Consider the following 23,523-nt stretch of genomic DNA (forward strand, 5'->3'; position numbering starts at 1 on the left):
CTTACAAGGTATGCGCCGAATCTTTAAAAATGCGCCCTCTTTGCTCATATGAGGCAAACATATCCCAGCTGGCGCATGCCGGCGACAACAGCACAATATCACCTGGCTCTGCGATAGCTGCGGCTTGCTTCACCGCTTGCTGCAGGACGGACTCGGCGTCCTCATTAGGTTCGACGATTTCCACCTTAGCTAAACCTGCTAGCTCGGCAACGCGGGACAGCTTTTCCCTCGTTTCGCCTAAAGCGACCAGTCCTTTCAATCGCTCGCGGAATAATGGAACCAGCTCCATATAATCGGAACCACGGTCGAGTCCTCCCGCTACGAGTACGATCGGCGCGTTTAACGAGCGTACGGACATCGTGGTCGCAACCGGATTAGTCGCTTTGGAATCATTGTAATATTTGACTCCGTTTACCTCACGAACGAACTCCAGCCGGTGTTCTACCCCTCTAAACTGCTGCAAGGGCTCTATGAGCTGCTCTAGCGATGCACCGGCAGCTAAACACGCCGCAATGGCAGCAAGCGCGTTGGCAGCGTTATGGCGGCCTGGAATACCAAGTTCAGAGACAGGTAAAATCACAATTTCCTTGCCATCCGTCTGACGGAACACGATTTGTCTATTCAGCGCCGCTTCATGCTCCTGAGAATCAACGGTATCTCGCGCATACGGCGGTTCAATGTAAATACCTGCCTCCAATCGCTCATAAAGAGAGAACGGCAGCAGCTGTGCGACCAAAAACTCCGATAACGCTCTGCACTCCGGGTCATCCCAATTGATGACAGCAACATCTTCCTCCGTCTGGTTGTCAAACAGCTTTGCTTTGGAATTGACATAGTCATCCATATCGCCATGATAATCCAAATGCGTCTCCGCGATGTTAAGCAGCAGAGCGATATGAGGCCGGAATGCGCTCGTACCTTTCAACTGGAAGCTGCTGAGCTCGGCAACGATCCATTGGTCAGGCGCTGCCTCCAATGCTGCTTCACAGAGAGGACGGCCGATATTTCCCGCAACGATCGGCTTTAAACCGGCTGCGTTTAAGATCTCCCCGATCCAGGTCGTCGTCGTCGTCTTGCCGTTTGAGCCTGTTATGCCGATGATAGGGGCAGGAGAAAGCCAGTAGGCTGCTTCTACCTCTGTAATGATTTCAACGCCTAATTCCTCCGCCCGCTGAATAGGAGGAGCTGTGTACGGTATGCCGGGATTTTTAATCAGCAGCGCCGTGTCCTCTGTTATGAGATCGTCTGGATGATAACCGCATAGCACAGAAATGCCCAAAGCAGTCAGTTCGTCCGCTTCGGGGCATAATTCGCGATCCTTCTTATCGTTCACAACGACTTCTGCGCCTAATTGATGAAACACCTTCGCTACGCTAACCCCACTTCTAGCCAAGCCCAAAACGACAACTCGGCGGCCTTGATAAGATGCCGGATGATTCATTTCTGACAGTCCCTTCTATGGATACATAAAGCGGCTCCAAATCAATCGGCAGCCGCTTTCCGTTATTTTTCTCTCAATTAATTATATTACAAAGAGCAGCCCAATTGCTGCAAGCACTAATCCAACAAGCCAAAACACGGTAACGACCTTCCATTCGGACCAGCCGACCAGCTCGAAATGATGATGGATCGGACTCATCTTGAAAATTCGTTTGCCTCTAAGCTTGAAGGAGCCAACCTGTAAAATAACCGACAGCATTTCGAGTACAAAAACACCGCCAATGATAATGAGCAGCAGCTCCGTCTTCGTCAAAATGGCCACCGCTGCAATCCCGCCTCCAATTCCGAGCGAGCCCATGTCTCCCATGAACACCTTGGCAGGATGCGCGTTAAATACGAGAAAGCCCAGTACTGCGCCGACCATCGCAGCGGAGAAAACCGCCGATTCATGAGCCGATGTCTGCAGCGCAACTACGGTGAATGCGCCAAACGCAATCGCGCTCGTGCCTGCTAACAGGCCGTCTAGCCCATCGGTAAAATTAATCGAGTTGCTCGCTGCGAACATTATAATAACGACAAAAGGGTAATAAAACCAGCCTAGATCAAAGCCCCAACCTGTACCAGGCACTGTAATTTCAGTACTGTGGTGCATGTTGTATAGCATCGCGCACACGACAATGGAAAACAGCAGCTGACCGAACAGCTTTTGTCTGGCAGTCAGGCCAAGCGACCTTTTGAAAACAATTTTAATATAATCGTCCAAAAAACCGACTAGCCCGAAACCAAGCGATGCCGTTAGCAGCACCCAAAATTCCGCTGTTTTATCCGAAAACTTCAGGAAAGCGATCATAAGAGCGAACATAATAATGATGCCGCCCATTGTTGGAGTACCGCTTTTTTTCAGATGGCTTTGCGGACCCTCCGTGCGGATTTGCTGACCGAACTTCAAGCGGCGAAGCAGCGGAATGAACAATGGTCCGAGCAGAACAGCTAGCAAGAAGGAAGCGCCTATCGAAAATAAGATGACCATCATGTCCATATCCTCACCCCACTTCCAAAGCTTGGACAATCTGTTCCATCCGCATACCGCGAGAACCTTTTATAAGCACGATATCCGTCGGCTGAAGATGACTGCGCAGCCACTGTGCAAGCTTTTCTTTCTCTTCAAAATGGTGAACAACCTCATTCGCGGCAGCACTAGGGAAGCGCGACTTCACTCCCTGTGCGATATGCTGCGCTAATGGTCCGAACGTAAGGACGGCATCCGCCTTGCTTGGCGTAATGTAAGCCCCGACCTCGAAATGCAGCGTCTCCTCCTCCGGTCCGAGCTCGAGCATATCGCCAAGCACAATCCATTTGCGGGTATAGCCATCCAATTGCTCTACCAGATCAATCGCCGCGCGTACGGCTGTAGGATTGGCGTTATAAGCGTCATTTAACAGCATCGCGCCGTTAAAAGCGCGTACCGGCTGAATACGCATACCTGTAAGCTTCAGGTTGCTTAAGCCTTCTATAATTTTTGCAGCAGGAACTCCGAAGAAACGGCCGATCGCAATGGCTGCAAGCGCATTGCTTACATTATGCTGCCCGGGAACCGGAATGCGTATGGAACCTAGTCCGCTTGGTGTACCGTTAAAGATGGCCGTAAACGTCGCGGCTTCCGATTCAATGACGATATCGGCCGCCGACCATTCGTTATGCCCGGCTAATCCAAAGGTTCGGCAAACAATGCCCGCTGGGAGCACGGAACGCTTAAGTTCGGTATCGAGAAGCGGTTCGTCGCCATTATAAAGCAGCAATCCATCCTCGCTTAAGCCGAGTGCGATTTCCAGCTTTGCCTTTGCAATCCCTGCCCTGGAGCCGAGCTGCAGCAGATGCGCATCGCCGACATTCGTAATAATCGCAGCGTCCGGCTGGGCAATCTTCGTGAGCAGTTCGATTTCGCCGAAGCCGCTCATTCCCATCTCCAGTACGGCTACCTCGGTGTCCTCTTCAAGCTGAAGCACGGTCAGCGGCAAGCCGATATGATTGTTCAGGTTGCCTTCTGTTTTGTGAACCTTATACGAGGTTCCGAGAATAGCTGCTGTCATGTCTTTAGTCGTTGTTTTGCCGTTGCTGCCTGTTATTCCGACCACGCGGACGACAAGTTCGCTGCGGTAGGCGGCAGCCAGCCGCTGCAAGGCTGCGAGAGTATCGCCTACGATGAGCAGCGGCACACGGGCAAGCGATTCAGGAACCTCGCGCCCTTTCTGCCAAAGCGCGGCAACCGCTCCATTCTGTACAGCCTGCTCCAAATACGCATGCCCGTCGAACTGCTCGCCGACGAGCGGAACGAACAACTGGCCCGCTGCAGCTTGCCGCGAGTCAGTCGTTACGCCCGTAATAATAAGCTCAGTATTGCTTCCATTCCATTTCGCGCCGCTCATTTCGGCTATTTGCTTGATCGTACGTTTAATCAATGTATGATTCCCCTTATCGCTTCTTTCGCTACTTTTCGATCGTCAAATGGATACTTGACTCCGTTAATATCCTGGTAGGTTTCATGACCTTTCCCCGCAATCAATACTACATCGCCTGGGCTTGCCATTTCAACCGCTTTTTGAATTGCCGCCTTGCGGTCAGCAAGTAATTCATATGATGAAGGATCGATATTGCTCTTTATAAGTCCATCCTCGATATCCTTTAATATTAACTCCGGCGGCTCTGTACGAGGATTATCCGAGGTAATGATGGCGTAATCAGCATACTTTACAGCGATGTTTCCCATAAGCGGACGCTTCGACCGATCTCGATCGCCTCCGCAGCCAAATACGCACAGAATACGTTTCTCGGCGAACTGCCGGACGGCCCGCAGCACATTCTCCAAGCCGTCGGGCGTATGGGCATAGTCGACGATAACGGCGAATGCCTGCCCGGCATGAACGGCCTCGACCCGCCCGGGGACTCCAGGAATGGCGCTTAAACTCGAAGTTATTGCCGCCAGCCCTACTCCCTCGATTAACACGGTGCTAATTGCGGCAAGCGCATTATACACATTGAACTTGCCTACCATTTGCAGCGTTACGTCCGCCTCTCCGCGGAAGGTATTTACATGAAAGGTTGTTCCCTGTGCCGTTATACGTATATTCGAGGCGCGGACATCCGCCTCCTTATCGATGCCGTAGGTCACGACCTCCGCCGCCGTTAAATTTGCGTACTCGGCCGATATGGCGTCATCCGCATTTAGAACGGCATAGGAGCGCTCGCTCTCCTCGGCGGAATAAACATTACCGAGCCTTGAGAAGAACAATCCCTTTACCGCAGCATAACGGCTCATCGTTTCATGGTAATCCAAATGATCCTGCGTTAAATTCGTAAACACAGCCGTCCGGAAGCGGCAGCCCTTCACCCTCCCTTGCTCCAGCGCGTGGGAGGAAACTTCGATCGCACAATACTGCGAGCCTGCATCGCGCATCTCCCCGAGATAACGCTGCAGCTGAAGCGTTTGCGGGGTTGTGCTCGTCATCGGAAATGACTGTCCGTTAAAACGCCGTTCAATTGTGCCGATAACACCCGCAGACATACTTTGATCATTCAAAATTTGCTCAATCAAATACGTCGTAGTTGTCTTGCCGTTCGTACCCGTAACCCCAATAAGTTTTAACGAATGACTTGGATAGCCATAGAAAAGGTTAGCAATAACAGCCATTGCAAGGCGGCAATCCTTAACCATAATTTGCGGCAGCGGCAGATCAAGCTCCCGTTCCACAATCAGTGCTGCAGCGCCGGCTGCGGCCGCTTGAGGCGCAAACAAATGACCATCCACGGTATGTCCTCGCAAGCAGATAAACAATTGACCCTCGCTAATACTTCGCGAATCAGTTTCGACTCCGGTCAATTCCGTTTCCCCATCGCCTATAAGCCGCCCGGTTATAAGCAGCTCCGCAACATCCTTTAAACGCATCTGCCCCACTCCTCCCTTAAGCGCCGTCGGAGGTTCGATATGCCGCCCGCAGCACCCTCGTTAACTACCATTATAGTCAATGTGAGTGGGATATATTATCTTCTTCGCCCAAATAGATCCGAATCGTCGAACCCCGGTCGACACGGGTCCCGGCGGCCGGAGCTTGGCGTATGACTGTTTTTCCCGAACCGGCAGAAGTGAGGTTGAAATTCATATTCAAATCCTCGTACAAATCCGATACCGTTTTGCCAACCAAATTCGGTACGGTTACGATTGGCGTTTCTCCGTACTTATAAATCCGGTCGATCTGTTTCTCGCGAGCTGGAACTTCCAAGATCGAGAGTGCGTCCTCCATAATATTGCGGACGATAGGCGCCGCGACGACACCTCCGAACTGAATCCCCTGCGGATTGTCCACGGCTACATAAATGACGATTTGCGGATCATCCGCCGGAGCAAAGCCGATAAACGAAACAATATGTTCATTTGGTGAATAACGTCCGTTAATAACCTTCTGCGCGGTCCCCGTCTTACCGCCCACGCGGTAGCCGTCGATGAATGCATTGCGGCCTGTACCTTTCGCTACAACGCTCTCAAGCGCTTCCCGCACCTGCTTCGACGTTTCGTCAGAAATGACCTTACGCACGACAACGGGCTCTACGGACTCTACAGTCGCTCCGGTATCCGGATTAATCCATGCTTTCGCAACATGGGGCTTGTAAAGCGTACCGCCGTTAATTGCCGCGGACACTGCCGTAATTTGCTGAATGGGCGTAACCGATACCCCTTGACCAAAGGCTGTTGTAGCGAGCTCTACGGGACCGACCTGATTCAGCTTGAACAGGATTCCGTTCTCCTCGCCGCCAATATCGATGCCGGTCTTCGTGCCAAAGCCAAAGTTTTTAATGTAATTGAACAGCTTTTCCTTGCCCAGCCGCTGACCAAGCGTGACAAAACCGGGGTTGCAGGAATTTTCAACAACCTCCAAAAATGTCTGGCTGCCGTGTCCGCCCTTCTTCCAGCAGCGAAGCCTAGCCCCTCCAACCTCTATCGCGCCCGGATCAAAGAAACGCTCGTTTTTCAAATCAACCTTCTTTTCCTCCAAAGCGGCAGCAAGCGTAATGATCTTAAAAGTAGAACCCGGCTCGTATGTCATCCAGATCGGAAGATTCCGGTTATAAACCTCTGTGGGCACCTCGCGATACTTGTCAGGCTCAAAAGTAGGACGGCTCGCCATACCAAGAATTTCTCCGTTATTCGGATCCATCGCAATCGCGATTATACCATCCGGCTGCAGCTTCGTCATCGCCTGATCAAGCTCTCGCTCCATAACCGTCTGTATTTGCTTATCGATCGTAAGCTGCATCGTAAGCCCGTCCTTCGGTTCAACATAAGTATCCGAGGAATTAGGCATTGTCCTTCCCGCGGCATCGGAGAGAAAGGACACGCTGCCGCCGATACCGCTAAGCTCCTTATTATATTTTGCTTCTATGCCCGTTAAGCCCTGATTGTCGATTCCGGTAAAGCCAAGCACATGCGCCGCCAGGCTGCCGAAAGGATAAAAGCGTTTATTGTCTTCAGCCACAACGATTCCGGGAAGTCCAAGCGCACGAATTTGCTCGGCCTTATCGATCGTAATTTTGCGGCCGCCGGGTCCAAGCTTAACGATCATTTGTTTGGTTTTAATTTTGTTATACAGCGTTTCCTGCGACATGTCGAGCAGCGGAGCCAGCGCAGACGCCACGGCATGCTGATCTTTTATCTGCACCGGAATCGCATAGACAGTAGGAGAACTTACGTTGTATGCCAGCGGTATGCCGTTGCGATCCACAATCTCGCCCCGCTTCGCCACATACGGAATATCGCGCCGCCAGGAATTTTCCGCTTTACCCGCCAGCTCTTCGCCCTGCCACAGCTGCACATAGCTAAGCCTGATAATTAAGGCAAGGAATGATACCCCAGCCAATATAAGTACGATAAATAAACGTCGCCTGACCGTTACATTGGATACTTTCATAGCTTGTTCCCCTCCGCTTGACCGTTTCAAAAGGAGCGTTCGATGACGCTCATTCCCAGATTATTCGGGACAAGCGGACGATAGAACAAGCTTTAAACAAAGGCAGCTGCCTGTATGATCAGAACCATTCTCTTGTCTTACTCAGCGGACGGAGGCATTGCCGCTATCACCAGCATCGGTATTGGCCGCTTCATTACCTTTAGACGCCTGCTCCTTACTCTGTGCTGAACCGCCTGGGGCGGCGGCCTCCTCTTTCTTGACCGCCTCTTCGGAATCTGAGCCATCAGCCTCATCCGTCTGAGCTGCTGCGCCATGCGGCGGTGCAAGCACGACTTTTAACACTCTAACGTTGTTTAACGTCTCTTCCTTCTGGGATACGACAAAGCCTTGTCCCTCGGGAATGAGACGAATGCCGATCAGCGAAGTTATTTCGAGCGCATCCCGGAGCGATACGCCTTTCAAATCTGGTATGGTCAGTTTTTCCCGCTGCTCTGTAATCAAGTAAATCTTCTGCGTTGGATGTACGGATGAGTCGGCCGCAGGAATTTGCTGCAATACCGTTTTGCCGTTTCCGACCAATTCAAATGTCATCGCCTTCGCTTTTAATTCCGCTTTGGCCTGCGCAACCTGCAGCTCCGTTAATTTAGGAACCGTCATCGTTACTTCCTTCTTCACGTTTTTCGAGTCTGTTGCATAGTTAGGCGCTACTCCCATTTTGCGCAAGCTCTTCAACACGATTTGCTTGAACGCCGGGGCAGCTACCGTTCCTCCCCCGACCAGGGAGTCATTCGGTTCATCAACAACGATATACACGACGATTTTCGGATTATCAACCGGCGCGTAACCGATAAAGGAAACGACGAATTTCGAATCGGAGTAAGAATTTCCTACAACCTTTTGAGCTGTCCCCGTTTTCCCCGCTACACGGTAGCCTTCGATATACGCATTTTTACCGGTACCCTTCTCCTGATCGGATACAACCTGCTCCAAATATTCGCCCACTTGACGGGATGTTTTCTCAGAGATAACCTGACGGATCACCTTCGGCTCGAATGTCTTTGTCGTTTTGGTTGCCGGGTCCGTCATACTTTTCACGATTTGCGGCTGCAGCAGCTTCCCGCCGTTCGCAACAGCCGCGACAGCCGCGACCTGTTGAATAGGCGTAACCGAAACCCCTTGGCCGAATGTTGCGTTCGCTACTTCGCTTGCGTACTGAAAGCGAATGGAGCCCGTAAGCTCATTTCCGAGCTGTATGCCCGTCTTTTGTCCGAAGCCGAAATTCGTAATGTAGTCTCTAAGCTTTTCTTCTCCCAATCGCTCGTATCCAAGCTTAACGAAAGCAACGTTGCTCGAATATTTCAGACCATCCAAGAATGAGATCGTTCCCCAGCCCTCGCGCTTAATATCACGAATGGGCTTCGGCACACCTTTAATTTTGATTTGGCCTGATTTATACCTTTCATCCGGATTAAAGACCCCTTCTTCAACTGCCGCTGCCAACGTTACGATTTTGAAGGTTGATCCTGGCTCGTACAATGATTTAATCGCATGATTATAGGAGTTCGAATTGTTTTTCCAATATTCATTGGGATTGTATTGCGGTGTGTTGGCCATCGCCAAAATCTCCATCGTATTGGGATCGGCGGCAATAGCAGTCGCGCTCTTCGGCGCATACTTTTTCACGATTTCCTGCAGCGCTTCTTCTACGTAATTTTGAATATCGCTATCGATGGTCAGTTTAATCTCTTGGCCATCCTTTGCGGGCTTAAATTCCACTTCGCCCTCCGCAAGCTGAACCCGCTTTCCGTCCTTCTCATACTTGATATAGCCGTTTTCACCGCTTAGCTGCTCGTTGAAAAAAGCTTCAACGCCCGTCATTGCTGCGCCGTCTCTATTCAAATATCCCACCAGCTGAGAAGCTAATGATTTTCTGGGATAAAAACGCTTCAAATTTTCCGCCAAATCGATACCAACATCAGTCACCTTCTTCTCTTTGGATAACTCTTCACGGAACTTTCTAATTTTATCTGCCAGCGTTTTATCAATTTGCCAGCCTCCGTTACGCACCTCCCGGTGAACGACATAAGTTCCGTCTTCTTTTTTGGCGTTTACATTTTTTCGAAGCTCTTCTTTCGAGATGCCTAGTATATCATGCAGGCCATCGATAATATCTTCTGTAAGGTCCTCATCATGGATCACTTTCGGATTAACGGAAACATTATAAGCGATCGTATCCATCGCCAGCACATTCCCGTCGCGATCGGCAATTGTCCCGCGCCTAGCTACAAGCTCCTCGGCCGCGGACCATCTCGTCTTCGCAAGATCATACCATTTGGCGCCTTCAACCACCTGCACAATATAGATTCTGCTTATTAAAATGAGAAAAAGGAGGGTCATTACCCCTCCAAACAACAGTGTCCGTAATCTAATTCTTTTTTTCATCATCGCTCACCCTATTCACGCATTGCCGATTTTATCTCGTCATCACCGGTATTTACCGTTATACCGCCCTCAAGGGAGCTAACCATTCCTTGAGTCTCGGCAAGCCTCCGGATGCGTTCAGGATCGCTGAGCATCTCGACCTGTTTCTTTAAATCTTCCAATTCGATATTCATCGTCTGGTATTCGCTGTTTAGCTTCTTGATTTGGAGGTTCATATCATAGATTTGCGCGTAGCGGAAAATAATGACACCAGCGACTACAACGCACATTAATACTGTGAACATATACAATAACTTTTCTTGAACCGGTAATGATTTGCGAGTCTTTACGAGTCGCTTCGTTTCTTTGATAACCGTTTTCTGATCCTGCTTCCGCTTGGGCTGCAGCGCTAAATTGCCATTCACATACGCCAATTCAAATCCCCCTCTTACAATTTTTCTGCTACTCTAAGCTTTGCCGACCTTGCGCGCGGATTGAGCTCCAGCTCTCTCTCGGAAGGTACGATTGGCTTGCGGTTAACTAATTTCACCGAACCGTTATTTCCGCATACGCATAACGGAAAATCAGGCGGACATGTGCATTTCTCCACAAACTTCGCAAATATTTGCTTGCAAATGCGATCCTCAAGCGAATGAAACGTAATGACGGATGCGCGCCCGCCAGGCTTCAAGCAGCGAATCGTCTGCTCCAGCGCCTCTTCCTCTGCTCCCAGCTCATCGTTCACCGCTATACGAAGCGCTTGAAAGGAGCGTTTGGCAGGATGTCCGCCGGTACGTCTTGTTGCGGCTGGAATCGACAGCTTGATCAGCTCAGCCAGCTCGCCGGTTTTCTCGATCGGCGCCTTTTCTCGTGCCTTCACAATGTTCCTGGCAATTGAACGGGCAAATTTCTCTTCCCCATAACGATCCAATATCCGGGAAATATCACGCTCATCCCACGTATTGACGATTTCATGTGCAGTTAAATCACCTTCCCGATCCATGCGCATATCAAGCGGAGCATCATGATTGTAGCTGAAGCCTCGCTCCGCTTCGTCTAATTGCGGGCTTGACACCCCTAGATCGAACAAAATGCCGTCTACCTGAGGGACGCCTTCCAGCATGGGAACGCCGCAGCCTCTAAGCTCCTGCTCCAAATCACGGAAATTGCTTCTTACCAGCGTTACTTTATCCAAATAAGGAGCAAGCCTAACACGAGCGTTATCCAGCGCCCAGTCATCCTGATCGAATGCGATTAACCGCCCTCCTTCGCCTAGTCGGGATGCAATAAGCTCGCTATGGCCCGCTCCCCCAAGCGTACAATCGACGTAGATGCCGTCTGGCTTTATAGCCAAACCGTCAACCGCTTCTTCCAAAAGCACTGTAATATGCTGAAACACGCCTCAGCCCTCCCATTCTTGTTGTCCATTCTAGAAGTTGAAATCGAAATCGACGAGCTTCTCTGCGATCTCGTTAAAAGTTTGCTCCGATTGCTCGTAGTAGCCATCCCATGTCTGCTTGCTCCAAATTTCAACGCGGCTGGAGACGCCAAGCACCATGCAATCTTTATCGAGCTTCGCATAATCGCGAAGATGGCCGGGTATGTTTACCCTTCCCTGTTTATCAAGCTCACATTCGGTAGCTCCGGAAAAGAAAAACCGGGTAAATGCCCGTGCGTCTGATTTCATAAGCGGCAGCGATTTAAGCTTCTGCTCCAAAATGCTCCATTCACTCATGGGATATACGAATAAGCAATTATCCAAACCGCGGGTAGCAATAAACGAGGCTCCGAGTGAATCACGGAATTTCGAAGGAATGATGATGCGGCCTTTCTCATCAATGCTATGTTGAAATTCGCCCATAAACATGACTTCGCCCCACCTCTTCCCCTCTATCCTCCACTTCTCCCCACTTTCCCCCACTAAGATACAGTAGTTCGCCACCTAAAATAAAAATCCTGCTCCATGAGCAGGATTTTTCAAAAATATTTCATAGTGTTAAAGATTAAAGGATGGGCGGCTGCTCTTCATCACTAGACTCGACCCTATTCAAAGCTTTCCCTTTCTTCCTCCGCCGGGATAACCAGACAGCAGGAATTGCAATGACGGCAAGCACCGCTGCAACAGGCGCTGCGCCCGCCAAAACAACGAGTACGAGGTTGAAAGCTTCCCACACGACCTTCGTGCTGGCTGCTAAAGCATCTGACATCCTGCCGCCCAAATGCGGATTTTCCAAGCTTGTATTTTTTAATGCCTGATCTGTTTGATATAGGCGCAGCTCTACTGTAGAGAAGGAAACGTTGTTATCCAAATATCGAATTCGTCCTTTGATTCGCTCGATTTCCTCCTGCACCTCCGAGAGCTGCTGCGAAAACTTCAGTAAATCATCGGCCCGCACGGCCTTATCCATCATCGCCAGCAGCCTTGTTTCCACGAGCTGTTTCGCTTTCAGCCGCGATTCGAGATCAACGTATTCCTCGGATACGTCTTTGCCTCCGATATTCCGTTCGAAATCACGATGTTTAATTTGCTCAATACGATCGATGAATGACATAAAGCCGTCAGCCGGCACCTTGATCGTGTAGCTTGCGCCGACTTCTCCTTCATGCCTCGTATCTTGAAATTGTAAAATATAGCCGCCGCTTTGATGAATCGCATTGCGCAGCGAAGTCGCAGCGGATGCCAGTTCATCCACCTGCATGCTTAATGACGCCGTATAAATAATTTTTTGGTTGAATCCTTCTGCGCCGGCAGCTGTCCCGGAAGCGAAGCCTCCGCCGCTTGTCGGTTCCGTACCGCTCCCATCAGCTGCCGGCTCCTCCACCGCTTCATTATCGCTGGAGATCATGTCGCCTGCAGCGCTGCCTGCTTCCGATGATCCCGTTTGCTCGGACATCTCCCCCTTGGAGTTTGCTGAATTCCCGTTTGCCGATGAGCAGCCCGCCAAAAGCCCGAATAATAAAACAATAACAGCCCACATGCATAGTCCTTTTTTATTTTTATTCAATGCAATTCCCCCCTTACTATTTTTACCTATAGACGCAGCCTTTGAAGCAAAGGTTACAAATCAAAAAAAAGCCGCGATAGCTCGCGGCTTTCCAAATAATTTATTCAGCTTCCTTCCAGCTGTCCAGGTAAGCAATTTGCTCCTCCGTTAGCTTATCGATACCGAAGCCAAGCGATTGCAGCTTAAGCCGCGCTACCTGTTCATCAAGCTCATAAGGCACATTAACGACTTTAGCGCCTATCGCTTTGTATTGCTCGTTTACGTATTTTAAAGCCACCGCTTGCAGTGCGAACGTCATATCCATAATTTCCGCCGGATGTCCGTCACCGGCTGCCAAGTTGACCAGACGTCCTTCTGCCAGCAAGTAAATGCTGCGTCCGTCCTGCAGCTTATACTCCTCGATGTTGCGCCTTACCGTCCGTACGCTTGACGACAATGCAGCAAGCTCCGGTTTATTCGCTTCAACGTCAAAGTGCCCCGCGTTGGAAATAACCGCTCCGTCTTTCATAACCTCGTAGTGCTCTTTGCGGATAACATCACGGTTGCCCGTAACGGTCACGAAAAACTCTCCGATCTTAGCCGCCTCGATCATCGGCATAACTGCAAAACCGTCCATATAGGCTTCTACCGCTTTAATCGCATCGATTTCGGTTACTACGACATTAGCTCCGAGACCCTTCGCGCGCATCGCAACGCCTTTGCCGCACCAGCCGTAGCCGACAACGACAACCGTTTTACCGGCTACCATCAGGTTAGTCGTCCGGTTAATACCGTCCCATACGGATTGCCCCGTACCGTAGCGGTTATCGAACAGATGCTTACAATATGCATCATTAACGGCTACCATCGGGAATTTCAAGGAGCCGTCTTTCTCCATCGCTTTCAATCTGATGATCCCGGTTGTCGTTTCTTCCGCTCCGCCGCGCAGATTTTCGCCGAGCTCAGGATGTTCCGAATTTAGAATCGTCGCAAGATCTCCGCCATCATCTATCATAAGATCAGGCTTCCACTCAAGCGCCTTTACGTTAAGCGCCTTAAATTCTTCCGGGCTTGGATTGTATTTGGCAAAAACAGTTATGCCATCCTCCACAAGCGCGGCACATACATCGTCCTGCGTCGATAAAGGGTTGCTGCCCGTAATCGTTACTTCTGCGCCGCCCGCTTTGACAACTTTCGCCAAATAGGCTGTTTTCGCCTCCAAATGCAGGGCAATCGTCACCTTTAGCCCTTTAAAAGGCTGCTCCTTCTCGAATTGCGCACGAATCGTATTCAAAACCGGCATATGCGCGGCTACCCAATCAATCTTTAAATGTCCTTCAGGCGCGAGCGACATATCGGCTACGATGCTTTTATCTGCTGTACTCATCCTATATACCTCCTATTATTTATAAATACACGATTTCGTGTCCGCCCGTGCGGCTGTATGGCGCTTCAAGCAGCTTCTCCAGCCAGCTTAAGCTATAGCGGTTCCAATATGCCGTCATGTTAAGCACGCGTTCTTGCGGCTTTCCGAGAGGCTTGATCGAAAGATGGATACGGTCAAGCTGACGGGTAGACGCTTCGAATTGCTTATTGAAGGCATCAACAGTCTTCGAACCCATGTAATTGATTTGTTCTACAATTTTTTGCAGATTCGTATCGCCCAGCTTAGAGAGCGAGGGCTGAACCGTCGCTGCTAGCTCAAGCAGCGGTTTATAAAGCTGTTCGAACGTCTGCCGCGCATCCGCAAATTGCTGTTCGATGGACAGCCCGTCTTGCTCCTTCAGCCATTGTCCCTTGCGCTCCTCGAAGCGCTCCATGACATCCGCGAAGGAAAGCTCGTACTTGCCCATATGCTTGGCTACAGTACCTTCGATTAACGTATAAGACATACGGGGCACGATAATCGGCATTTCCATGCCAAGCGAGCGGAAAGCTTCTCCGGTCAACGCCCAATAAGCGATTTCGCCCGGACCGAGCACGGTTGCAAGGACAGGGAACAAATAATCCTGCATGAGCGGCCTTGTCAGGACGTTATTGCTTAGCTGCTGCGGCCGTGCATCCGCGATCTGCAGCAGTTGTTCCTCCGTCAGCGACACCTGTCCTTTGCGGTCTTGAAACAAACCGTCCTTCTTGTGCAGAAGCGTTCTTTCATCGCCATTTGCCGTTTGAAAGAGAAAGAGGTTTGCGCTGCCAGGCGTCACATCCGCTTGAAGGCTGTAACCAAGCTCCTTCACCTTCGCAGCTGAAGCTGTATACGCCTTCTCCAAATCATCGTTCCTCTCGATCATCTTCCGGAACATTGGAGACTCTAGACGGCGTATGTCCTCATGATCGGCATCGAGCAGCACCAACCCCTGCTTGCCAAATAAATGACTTAAAATCATTGCGAAGAAATCAGATAAGGAATGCGCCTTCTCCGACATTTGACGCAATTCCCCGAGCAGTACAGGCTTAAACTCGGAATGCGGCAGCGCTTGCTCCAGCTCAGCCAGCAGCTCCGCCCACCTTTCAGCCGTAATTACCGTGCGGCTTACCGATGTTCGGGCCCCTTCAGGCCGTGCAGCCGATAACTTGCGCAGCTCCTGCTCCGCAGTAAGCACGTAAGCATGGTTCGCTTCATCCCAATCATGATCCTCGCCGGCAACCCAAAAAACCGGCACGACCGTTTGCCCAAGCTGCTCGCCGGCCGACTTTGCAGCTCCGATGATCGATACCGCTTTATGTATGACGAGCAGCGGCCCGGTCCATAAGCCGGCCTGCTGACCTCCTACGACGACAGGAGCGCCTTCCGCTATCGCTGAAATGGATGCAAATACTTCGGGAGCAGCGCCAGCCGTTTCATTATAAGTGCGGAGCACGCGCGCAACCTCGGCACCTTCCGCTCTCTTATTGCCGCTAAGCGCCAAACGCTTGAACCGTCTATCCCAATCCTGCTCCGCTCCCGCATGATAGCCGTACAAAGCATCAATGCGGTCATCTGACCGATGTATATAAGCCTCTGTCAGAGGTTGAGCGCTTGCCAATGAATATGTTTCTGTTCTCATAGCGCAGCCATTAACCTCCTGCTTTATAGCCGCAAAAGCGGCTAATCATTTATAAAAACCAGCCACATAATTGTACACAAAGGTGAAGCCGTCCGTCAAAATAAAAACGCCTCTCAATTATGGAGGCGTTTCATGATTTGTATTTTAAGCTATGCGGTCAGCACCATCTTGCCAATGCCGATGCACATAAAGACGATATACAGCAGGCTCATCGTAAAAAAGCTAAGCCGCCAAACCGTTCGAAAAATCTTTTTGGCATCAATGGCGCCTCGCTTGCGGAATTGAGCATTCCCCAGCAGTCCGCCGCCAAGCAGCATAAATAGTAAGATACCGTATATACCGAAATCGCTGCTGAACAGACTATCGAACAATACAGCTACGCATCCAATTAATAAAGCTGTCGTAATATCCATGGCCAACCGGAACGCTTTCTTCCGGTCCTGAATGAACGCCCCGTATCCGAATAATATGATTGCGAATGGTATGATTGGAATAACCGCCAAAAAAGCGTACGCATGTTTGATGCTTTCCCAAATCATCTCCATCGTCCTTCACTCCCTCATATTCGGCATCGGATGCAGCGCTTTTACTAGTTCCGTAATTGCTTGGTTTAGCGGCGCTTGCAGCCCATGTTTTTCGGCCAGCTTTGCAACACCGCCATTAATTGCGTCAATTTCAGTAGCCCTGCCTGCTCGAATATCACTTAGCATCGACGAAATATTACGGCTGGTTTGCTTGCAAACATCGAGAATAAGCTGCAAACCATCCTCCGGCATGCTCATTCCCGCCTTCACGAGAACCGTCTCGGTTTCCGCGTATAAATCTTGCATCAGCTTTAAGCGGGTGGGATGAGAAGGCAGCTCTCCGTTCTCTACATCAAAGATCGCCGTTAACGGATTGATAACCGCATTAATAAGTAATTTATTAAAAATTCGATTATCCAAGTCATTCGACAGATAAGAGGTAAATCCTGCCGATTGCAGCATAGAAACCAACATTTTTTGCGGGATATCAAGAGATTGATCTTGTTTACGCCCATTTCCTGTCCATTCTCCCAGCCAAAGCTGTCCCTTGCCCGTATGCTCAACCGAACGCGAATCGAGCCGCTTAGCCCCTTCGGTCGTCACAGCGGCAAACAGCGGCAAATTCGGAAGGCTGTTATGAATGCGTTCCAAGTGACCGGTACCATTCTGTAAGCAGACGACCGCTGTATGCCCTTCCCCTTGGCCAGACGTTATAGCAATGAGTCTCGCTAGCAGCCGATCATTCAAATCGGTCTGCTTAACCGTCAGCATCACCCAGCGATAACCCGCTTCCTGCAGATTTTTGTTTCTTAACCTCTTTTGATCCGATGAATGTTCGCTCCATATGCTTCTCACATGGATCAACCGCTCGCCAGTCCCTCCAAGCTCTACCAGCCTAATCCCCTGAGCTTCAAGCAACGCCGCCTGTTCCTCGCTGCGCGTCCAAATTGTCACATCGGCGCCCGCTTCCGCCAGCTTCGCCCCATAGAGCAGACCAATTGAGCCTCCGCCTACTACATCGATTTGCAATTTGCATCCTCCTTCCGAACACCCGCTGCTCACCGTTATTTAGCCATTATCGTATCAAATCTGCCGAAAATAAAGCAACTGATGCAAAAAAAGAGAGGCCAGCCATTTTTGATGGCAAGCCTCTCTTTTTTTCGGTTTATAACTTAATCAATACGTTCCAAATTACCGTTTGCATCCATCTTAAATCTCGGCTTTGCTTCGTCTTCGTTCGTTAATACGGTTAACCTTCTGGCGCGGTCCATAATTTGAATCAACGTCTTGTAATCATCGTTCACAGCACGGTAATCCGTTTGAACATTGTTTACTTCTTTGGACAATCTCTCATTCTGGTCGCGCAGCCGATATAGCTCTTCCTCTTTGTCTTTCAGTTCTTTCTCAAACCACTTGATTTGACGGGTTAAATCTTGATAGGTTGTCTTCCAGCCACGAAGGAAACGAATAACAGCATCGACTGACAGCCCTTCTTCAATCGAACCGCTCTCTTGCTTGAATGCGCGTTCATCCGTTTCAAAAACGGCAATCGATGAAACATGAGGTGTTGCAACAATCGTTTGTTTTTTCAAATAATTCCGCTTCTGGCGCTGCTGCTTGGCGATTTGAATGGCATCCTCATACCTTTTGCGAACGCAGCTATTCCAACGGAATCCGCATGCTGCTGACGTACGTCCGATACGTTCGCCTACTTCTTCAAAAGCTGCAAGCTGAGTACTTCCTTCGCGAATATGGCGTAGTGTAACCTCGGCGAGTATAAGATCATCGTCCGGACTCCACGCATCTTGTCTAACTGCTGTCATGCAACGAAAACCTCCTAACGTAAAGGCGCTTACTTTATCTCTATGCCCTTGGTAGAGTTCATAGAATCTATTGGATACTAATTTGTATAACCAAATTTTCATTTACTCATACATGTTTGTTCTTTTATTTGAGCAAACTATATCCAGACCCAATGCACGTTAACGTTAGAAAACAAAAAGTTTGCGATTTCGTCACGGTTTTTGGTTTACACTTATTTCGCCAAACGTTATAATGATCATTAGAAAATCGGGTCGCAGCGAAAGGGGGATGCTATCATGGCACGCATGTATCGGGTACTTGGCTTTTGGACCCTGGTAATCGGACTAATGGCTTTCGCAGGCCATATGACGGAATTTGCGCTATTATTTTTCGCACAAGCCGTTGCTTTCGTATTTCTAGGCTACTTGAATTTCTCCGAGAGAACTTACATCATCATGTTCTGGGGATATATGATCATTTCATTCGTGGGTTTCACGTATTGGTCGGTCTTCAAGATGGACTTGCCATTCTAACAAAGGCGTCAGCGAAATACGCCAAGGCAGGTTACATAGGTAAGCCAAGCGGAAACGAGCCTCTGCCTTCCTAGAAGGCTAAGGCTCGTTTCGTTATGAGTATAAGCACAGTATAGGTCCAACTTATGCTTACTTATATTTAAACAAAAAAACGGTGTCAGCTCCTCTTGGGCTGGCACCGTTTTTTTATACCCAAACTAACTTTTTTCCAAAACCATCACTTTAAACGTCTCACTCATCTGATCGCTAAGCAGCAGCTGTCTGATCGCCCTATTCCTCCGCGCCGCCGCACTGAAAGGATCTGTGCTGTGATGATTTTGGAGCAATTCCAAAACGCCATTCTCGATCAAAAATTGCTTTTGAGTCGTATAGCCCGCAACCTGCCAGCCGTTTTCCTCCGCCTCGTGACGGACAAACGTGAACGGCACATGCGATGTCATATCTTGCTCGCCGATTCGGATATATGGACTATCGCTTGCCTGATGCCGCCAATAACACATCAGAGTGCCGTGCATACGATGCTCCGCCGCATATTCCGCAGATTCATGTCCATAATCAATGAGAATGAGGCGTCCTTTCCTCATTACGGCCCCAAGCCGATCCAGAAACGCAGCTGCTCCCGTATGAATCTCCGTTTGCTGTCCCTCCTTCAGCTGTATCCCGTCCCGGTCGAGCCAGCCGCTTATCCGCATATCCGTGAGCGGCATATACACCTGATAGAAGCCCTGCACCAAATCGCCGGCAACGCCAAGCTCAAGCAGCTGCCCATTCATACGCTGAACCCGGTGGACGGGAAAAGCATCAAGCAGCTCGTTTGCTAGTACAAGCGCCGGTTCTCTCAGCCAACTCGCCTCCCAAGCCTCTTCTGACGACACCAGCAGCGGCTCGGCATTCAATTGTCCGCTGCTGCAATTAGCAAGAGCTTCACGTGCCGCTTGTCCATGAGCGGGATGATCCTCAATCAAGATAGACTGAAATTGCTCATCCCAGTCACCGCTGCGATCACGGCCAGCTGCAGCGATTTGAGCAGAAAGTCTGCCTGTTCCAGCCCCCCACTCGATTAACTTTAACGGTTTCCCCAGCGCTTTACTATAATCCAATGCGAAACCGGCAAGAACCTCCGCCAGCACGCCGCCAATTCCCGAGCTCGTATAAAAGTCGCCGGCCTTGCCTACACGGACCGGCCCAGAGCGGTAATAGCCGTACTTCTGATCGTATAAGCAAGCATTCATATATTGAAGAAATGAGATGCATGGAACCGTATGCCTATTTCCTTTCGCATCGACATGCCAGCCCGATAAGACTGATTCCGCAATGGCTGCTGCAATGGCTGCCGCGAGCTTATTTTCCTTCACCATAAGGTTCATCCTTTTCCAGATGTAAGATATAATAATATGAATTGCCGCATAAAATGAATGCTGAGGAGGGACGATGCCGTTGACATTGCCAGCCAAACTAAATCGTATTTCCATAGCAGCAGCGGTGATACTCCTAATCGCATTCCTCTTGATCCGCCTCCCTGTGCGGGCGGAGCCCCAGACGACCGATGAAGAGGATATGCATTCGCTGCTTGAAAAAAGCTTATCCGTCGTAGAAATTGATAAAGAAATTGTGCGTATTCAAGAGCAGAAGCAGCTGCTTACGCTTACGATGTCGGAAACCGAGAAGCAGCTTCTTCAGCAGGAGCAGCAAATATCGGACAAGCAGGATGAAGCAGGAAGCGTCTTGCGCGCTTACTATATGGGAGAAAGGGATTATTTGTTTAGCGCGCTTCTATCGTTCGATTCGTTATCGGAGCTGTTTCAAATAATGGATTACGCCGAAATTATTCTTACCCACGACAAGCATACCTTGAATACATATGTGGAGCAATACAGAAAGGTGAGGGAAGGCTATCAGCAGCTCGAGGCAAGACAAAGCGAGCTTACCGTCATTGAGGAGCAGCTTCAAGCACAAAGAGAACGGGTACTGGCGCTCGAAAAGCAGGTTGATGAGCAGCTCGCTGGACGATCGGATGCCGAACGCATACGTATTTTAATAAAGGAGCTTACCTCATACTGGGAAACGGCCGGTTTAGACGAGGTTAAACAATATTTCCGCGCCCTTTCGAAGGCTATGAAGAAGCTGCCTGACTTTGTGCAGGATAACAAACAGCTGCTGGAAATCAAAGGATTTCAGTATACGATCCGAGTGCCGGAGGTTGATTTGAATTCATTTTTGCGCGAGCAAAACGATATTTTCAACAATTTCTCGTTTGAATTCATTGACGGCAAAGTAATCGCTCAAGGTAAACGCGACAATATGGAAATCAAAATAACCGGCCATTATACGATTGAAAATGATCCCAAGAACGCTATCCTATTCCATGTAGATGAGCTCTTATTTAACGGCTTTTCCTTGCCGGACACAACCCGCCGAGCATTGGAGGAGGAATTTGACCTTGGCTTTTATCCGGATTTAATCGTATCCTTCCTCAAAGCGAATTCCGTAGAAATGAAAGACGGCGAACTGACCATTAAGCTAAACCTTAAGCTGTAGACTAAACCTCCGGATAAATAAGAGCCTGTCCCTATTCTATTATGGGGCAGGCTCTTGTCAGTTTATTTCCCCTGCCAGCGAGTGAATCGAAAATGAATGCCGTCTGCAGGCGTTAGAAACCCGCGTAAGGCGAATGGTCTAACCCATCCATTATCAAGCAGCATTATATCTGAAGCTTCACCCTGCCGGCTCTGAAGAGCTCAAGGGACATAAGCTCTATCCTTGAATGACACAAAAAATGACCCCCTCATTGATGAGGGGGTCATCATGTTTACAGCAAATCAGCCGCGAGCTGAGCCAGCTTAGAGCGTTCGCCCTTCTCCAGCGTCATATGTCCGCTGATTCCTTCGGATTTGAATCGTTCCACAATATGCGTCAATCCGTTGCTGATGGAATCGAGGTACGGATGGTCGATTTGCTCCGGGTCGCCCATAAGTACAATTTTACTGCCTTCGCCGACCCGCGATACGATCGTTTTCACTTCATGCTTCGTTAGGTTTTGCGCTTCATCAATAATAATGAATTGACCCGGAATAGATCTTCCGCGGATATAGGTTAACGCCTCCACCTGAATGCTGCCCATCCCCATCAATATTTTATCGATGTCGCCTGCCTTTTTTGTGTCGAACAAATATTCCAAATTATCATAAATCGGCTGCATCCACGGGCGCAGCTTTTCTTCCTTCTCTCCTGGCAAATACCCGATATCCTTGCCCATCGGAACGACCGGCCTTGCGATTAGCAGCTTCTTATACTTATGCTCATCCTCTGTTTTCAGAAGACCTGCAGCCAGCGCGAGAAGCGTCTTCCCGGTACCAGCCTTACCTGTAAGAGTCACGAGCGGGATATCGTCATTTAGGAGCAGCTCAAGCGCCATTCGCTGCTGTGCATTGCGGGCCGTTATGCCCCATATCGGATCATTGCTTAAATATAGCGGCTCAAGCCTCGCTCCGTCTTGACTAACTTTGAGCAGCGCAGACTTTGATGTGCCCATTTCATCCCGTAAAATAACAAACTCATTCGGATTTAACTTAATGTTCAGATGCATGTTGTTTACGGTTAAAAAGCGGTAGGTGTAAAATTCATCAATGACAGCAGGATGAACATAAAGCGTCATATAGCCCGCGTAAAAGTCAGACGATACGACCACCCTATCCGATAAATAATCTTGCGCTTGCAAGCCAAGCACATCAGCCTTGATACGGACAAGCACATCCTTGCTTACAAGAACGATGCTTTGTTTCTCGGATTCATTTTCCTGCTCTATGTGGTAATTCAGCGCTACCGCTAAAATCCGATTATCGTTTGACATTTCCCCAAACATTTCTTGCACGCGCATAAAGCTGCGGTGATTTAATTCCACCTTGAGCAGGCCGCCGCTAGGCAGCTCTATACCTTCGTGCAGATGCCCTTTTTCTCTCATCTTATCAAGCAGACGCGAGATCGAGCGGGCATTACGCCCTAATTCATCAGCTAACCTCTTCTTAGAATCGATTTCCTCCAACACGACCGCGGGAATTATGACTTCATTATCATCGAAAGCGAAAATCGCTTGCGGATCATGAAGCAGCACATTTGTATCGAGCACGAATATTTTTTTCATGAGAACCCTCCCGGCGTTGGATATTCATTAGAGGCCATACATAGCATAGCGCAGCTGCGGGCAAGCTATGGCGGACAGGTAAGGCTTTAAAATTTTCAATGAGTAAAAAAAAGAGGTGGCAAACATGTTAAAATGGCTTACTTCAGCGATCATTATTGCGATTGTAGCGACAGGCTGCAGCACCGTCGCACGTAATGAGACATCACCCTCTCCACGAAATAATGGCCGTGTACAGGCTCAGCAAACCGAACCAAGAAAAAAAGAAATTAAAAACTCGGCGCAGGTTGCAGCACATCTGGAACAATTGGCCAAAGGAATTGATGGTGTATCGAACGCGCACTGTGTCGTGTTCGGAAATACTGCAATTGTCGGCATCGATGTAGATGCCAAGATGGAGCGTTCAAGAGTCGGCACGATTAAATACTCTGTTGCCGAAGCATTTCGCAAAGATCCTTACGGCGTAGACGCTCTTGTAACCGCAGATATTGATCTCTCCCAGAGAATTAATGAAATTGGCGCCGACATCAGGCGCGGAAGACCAATAGCCGGCTTTGCTGAAGAAATGGCTGATATTATGGGAAGAATAGTTCCGCAGATGCCGCGTGATATCATGCCGCAAGAGCCAGAAAAACAAGAAGCTCCAAAAATGAATAAGAAATTGTAAAGGTCC

General features: G+C 49.4%; 20 protein-coding genes. 3 read left to right on the forward strand and 17 right to left on the reverse strand.

What is annotated here, in order from left to right:
* Position 1: 1 nt before the first annotated feature.
* The 15 genes from murD to AC0YNZ_RS02345 all read right to left on the reverse strand — a co-directional run bounded on the left by murD (position 2) and on the right by AC0YNZ_RS02345 (position 18,199).
* Positions 2–1,441: a UDP-N-acetylmuramoyl-L-alanine--D-glutamate ligase gene (gene murD, locus AC0YNZ_RS02275; protein ID WP_475825075.1), complete on the reverse strand. Its 1,440-nt coding sequence runs from the start codon at positions 1,439–1,441 to the stop codon at positions 2–4.
* Between the two features lie 81 nt (positions 1,442–1,522).
* Positions 1,523–2,479, reverse strand: coding sequence for a phospho-N-acetylmuramoyl-pentapeptide-transferase (mraY, locus tag AC0YNZ_RS02280; RefSeq protein ID WP_475825487.1), 957 nt, complete (start codon positions 2,477–2,479; stop codon positions 1,523–1,525).
* 4 nt (positions 2,480–2,483) lie between these two features.
* Positions 2,484–3,899, reverse strand: coding sequence for a UDP-N-acetylmuramoyl-tripeptide--D-alanyl-D-alanine ligase (locus AC0YNZ_RS02285; RefSeq protein WP_475825076.1), 1,416 nt, complete (start codon positions 3,897–3,899; stop codon positions 2,484–2,486).
* The gene (locus tag AC0YNZ_RS02290; protein WP_475825077.1) at positions 3,896–5,383 is read right to left on the reverse strand and encodes a UDP-N-acetylmuramoyl-L-alanyl-D-glutamate--2,6-diaminopimelate ligase; all 1,488 of its coding nucleotides are present in this window, start codon (positions 5,381–5,383) and stop codon (positions 3,896–3,898) included. The genes AC0YNZ_RS02285 and AC0YNZ_RS02290 overlap by 4 nt, the downstream gene beginning before the upstream one ends.
* A 76-nt stretch (positions 5,384–5,459) precedes the next feature.
* Positions 5,460–7,400 (reverse strand): stage V sporulation protein D, encoded by a 1,941-nt coding sequence (locus AC0YNZ_RS02295; RefSeq protein WP_475825078.1) that lies wholly within the window; start codon positions 7,398–7,400, stop codon positions 5,460–5,462.
* 141 nt (positions 7,401–7,541) lie between these two features.
* Entirely contained in the window at positions 7,542–9,842 is a 2,301-nt protein-coding gene (locus AC0YNZ_RS02300; protein WP_475825079.1) for a penicillin-binding transpeptidase domain-containing protein, read from the reverse strand.
* Between the two features lie 11 nt (positions 9,843–9,853).
* Positions 9,854–10,246 carry a cell division protein FtsL gene (ftsL, locus tag AC0YNZ_RS02305; RefSeq protein WP_475825488.1) on the reverse strand — a complete coding sequence of 131 codons (393 nt, stop codon included), beginning with the start codon at positions 10,244–10,246 and terminating at the stop codon, positions 9,854–9,856.
* A 23-nt stretch (positions 10,247–10,269) separates the two neighbouring features.
* On the reverse strand, positions 10,270–11,220 hold the full coding sequence (gene rsmH, locus AC0YNZ_RS02310; RefSeq protein WP_475825080.1) for a 16S rRNA (cytosine(1402)-N(4))-methyltransferase RsmH: 951 nt from the start codon (positions 11,218–11,220) through the stop codon (positions 10,270–10,272).
* 30 nt (positions 11,221–11,250) lie between these two features.
* Positions 11,251–11,688, reverse strand: a complete 438-nt coding sequence (mraZ, locus tag AC0YNZ_RS02315; RefSeq protein WP_110769225.1) for a division/cell wall cluster transcriptional repressor MraZ — start codon at positions 11,686–11,688, stop codon at positions 11,251–11,253.
* A 136-nt stretch (positions 11,689–11,824) separates the two neighbouring features.
* On the reverse strand, positions 11,825–12,826 hold the full coding sequence (locus tag AC0YNZ_RS02320; RefSeq protein WP_475825081.1) for a DUF4349 domain-containing protein: 1,002 nt from the start codon (positions 12,824–12,826) through the stop codon (positions 11,825–11,827).
* Between the two features lie 100 nt (positions 12,827–12,926).
* On the reverse strand, positions 12,927–14,192 hold the full coding sequence (locus AC0YNZ_RS02325; protein ID WP_110769227.1) for an adenosylhomocysteinase: 1,266 nt from the start codon (positions 14,190–14,192) through the stop codon (positions 12,927–12,929).
* 19 nt (positions 14,193–14,211) lie between these two features.
* On the reverse strand, positions 14,212–15,852 hold the full coding sequence (gene bshC, locus AC0YNZ_RS02330) for a bacillithiol biosynthesis cysteine-adding enzyme BshC (protein ID WP_475825082.1): 1,641 nt from the start codon (positions 15,850–15,852) through the stop codon (positions 14,212–14,214).
* Between the two features lie 149 nt (positions 15,853–16,001).
* On the reverse strand, positions 16,002–16,397 hold the full coding sequence (locus tag AC0YNZ_RS02335) for a DUF3397 domain-containing protein (RefSeq protein ID WP_475825083.1): 396 nt from the start codon (positions 16,395–16,397) through the stop codon (positions 16,002–16,004).
* Between the two features lie 6 nt (positions 16,398–16,403).
* The gene (locus tag AC0YNZ_RS02340; protein ID WP_475825084.1) at positions 16,404–17,405 is read right to left on the reverse strand and encodes a ketopantoate reductase family protein; all 1,002 of its coding nucleotides are present in this window, start codon (positions 17,403–17,405) and stop codon (positions 16,404–16,406) included.
* Between the two features lie 143 nt (positions 17,406–17,548).
* A complete protein-coding gene (locus AC0YNZ_RS02345; RefSeq protein WP_110769231.1) occupies positions 17,549–18,199 on the reverse strand; it encodes an RsfA family transcriptional regulator in 651 nt (216 codons plus the stop codon).
* A gap of 276 nt (positions 18,200–18,475) precedes the next feature.
* Here AC0YNZ_RS02345 and AC0YNZ_RS02350 point away from each other — a divergent pair, with 276 nt between their 5' ends.
* A complete protein-coding gene (locus AC0YNZ_RS02350; RefSeq protein WP_056639067.1) occupies positions 18,476–18,712 on the forward strand; it encodes a DUF2626 domain-containing protein in 237 nt (78 codons plus the stop codon).
* Positions 18,713–18,909: 197 nt separating this feature from the next.
* Here AC0YNZ_RS02350 and AC0YNZ_RS02355 read toward each other — a convergent pair whose 3' ends face one another.
* Entirely contained in the window at positions 18,910–20,070 is a 1,161-nt protein-coding gene (locus AC0YNZ_RS02355; RefSeq protein WP_475825085.1) for a class I SAM-dependent methyltransferase, read from the reverse strand.
* A gap of 73 nt (positions 20,071–20,143) precedes the next feature.
* Here AC0YNZ_RS02355 and AC0YNZ_RS02360 point away from each other — a divergent pair, with 73 nt between their 5' ends.
* Positions 20,144–21,250, forward strand: coding sequence for a coiled-coil domain-containing protein (locus AC0YNZ_RS02360; protein WP_475825086.1), 1,107 nt, complete (start codon positions 20,144–20,146; stop codon positions 21,248–21,250).
* A 271-nt stretch (positions 21,251–21,521) separates the two neighbouring features.
* Here the strand turns inward: AC0YNZ_RS02360 and AC0YNZ_RS02365 are convergent, their stop codons facing one another.
* Positions 21,522–22,853 (reverse strand): PhoH family protein, encoded by a 1,332-nt coding sequence (locus AC0YNZ_RS02365; RefSeq protein WP_110769234.1) that lies wholly within the window; start codon positions 22,851–22,853, stop codon positions 21,522–21,524.
* A gap of 124 nt (positions 22,854–22,977) precedes the next feature.
* Here AC0YNZ_RS02365 and AC0YNZ_RS02370 point away from each other — a divergent pair, with 124 nt between their 5' ends.
* Positions 22,978–23,517: a YhcN/YlaJ family sporulation lipoprotein gene (locus AC0YNZ_RS02370; RefSeq protein ID WP_475825087.1), complete on the forward strand. Its 540-nt coding sequence runs from the start codon at positions 22,978–22,980 to the stop codon at positions 23,515–23,517.
* Positions 23,518–23,523 lie beyond the last annotated feature (6 nt).

It is taken from the genome of Paenibacillus sp. J2L1-98, from assembly GCF_056269405.1.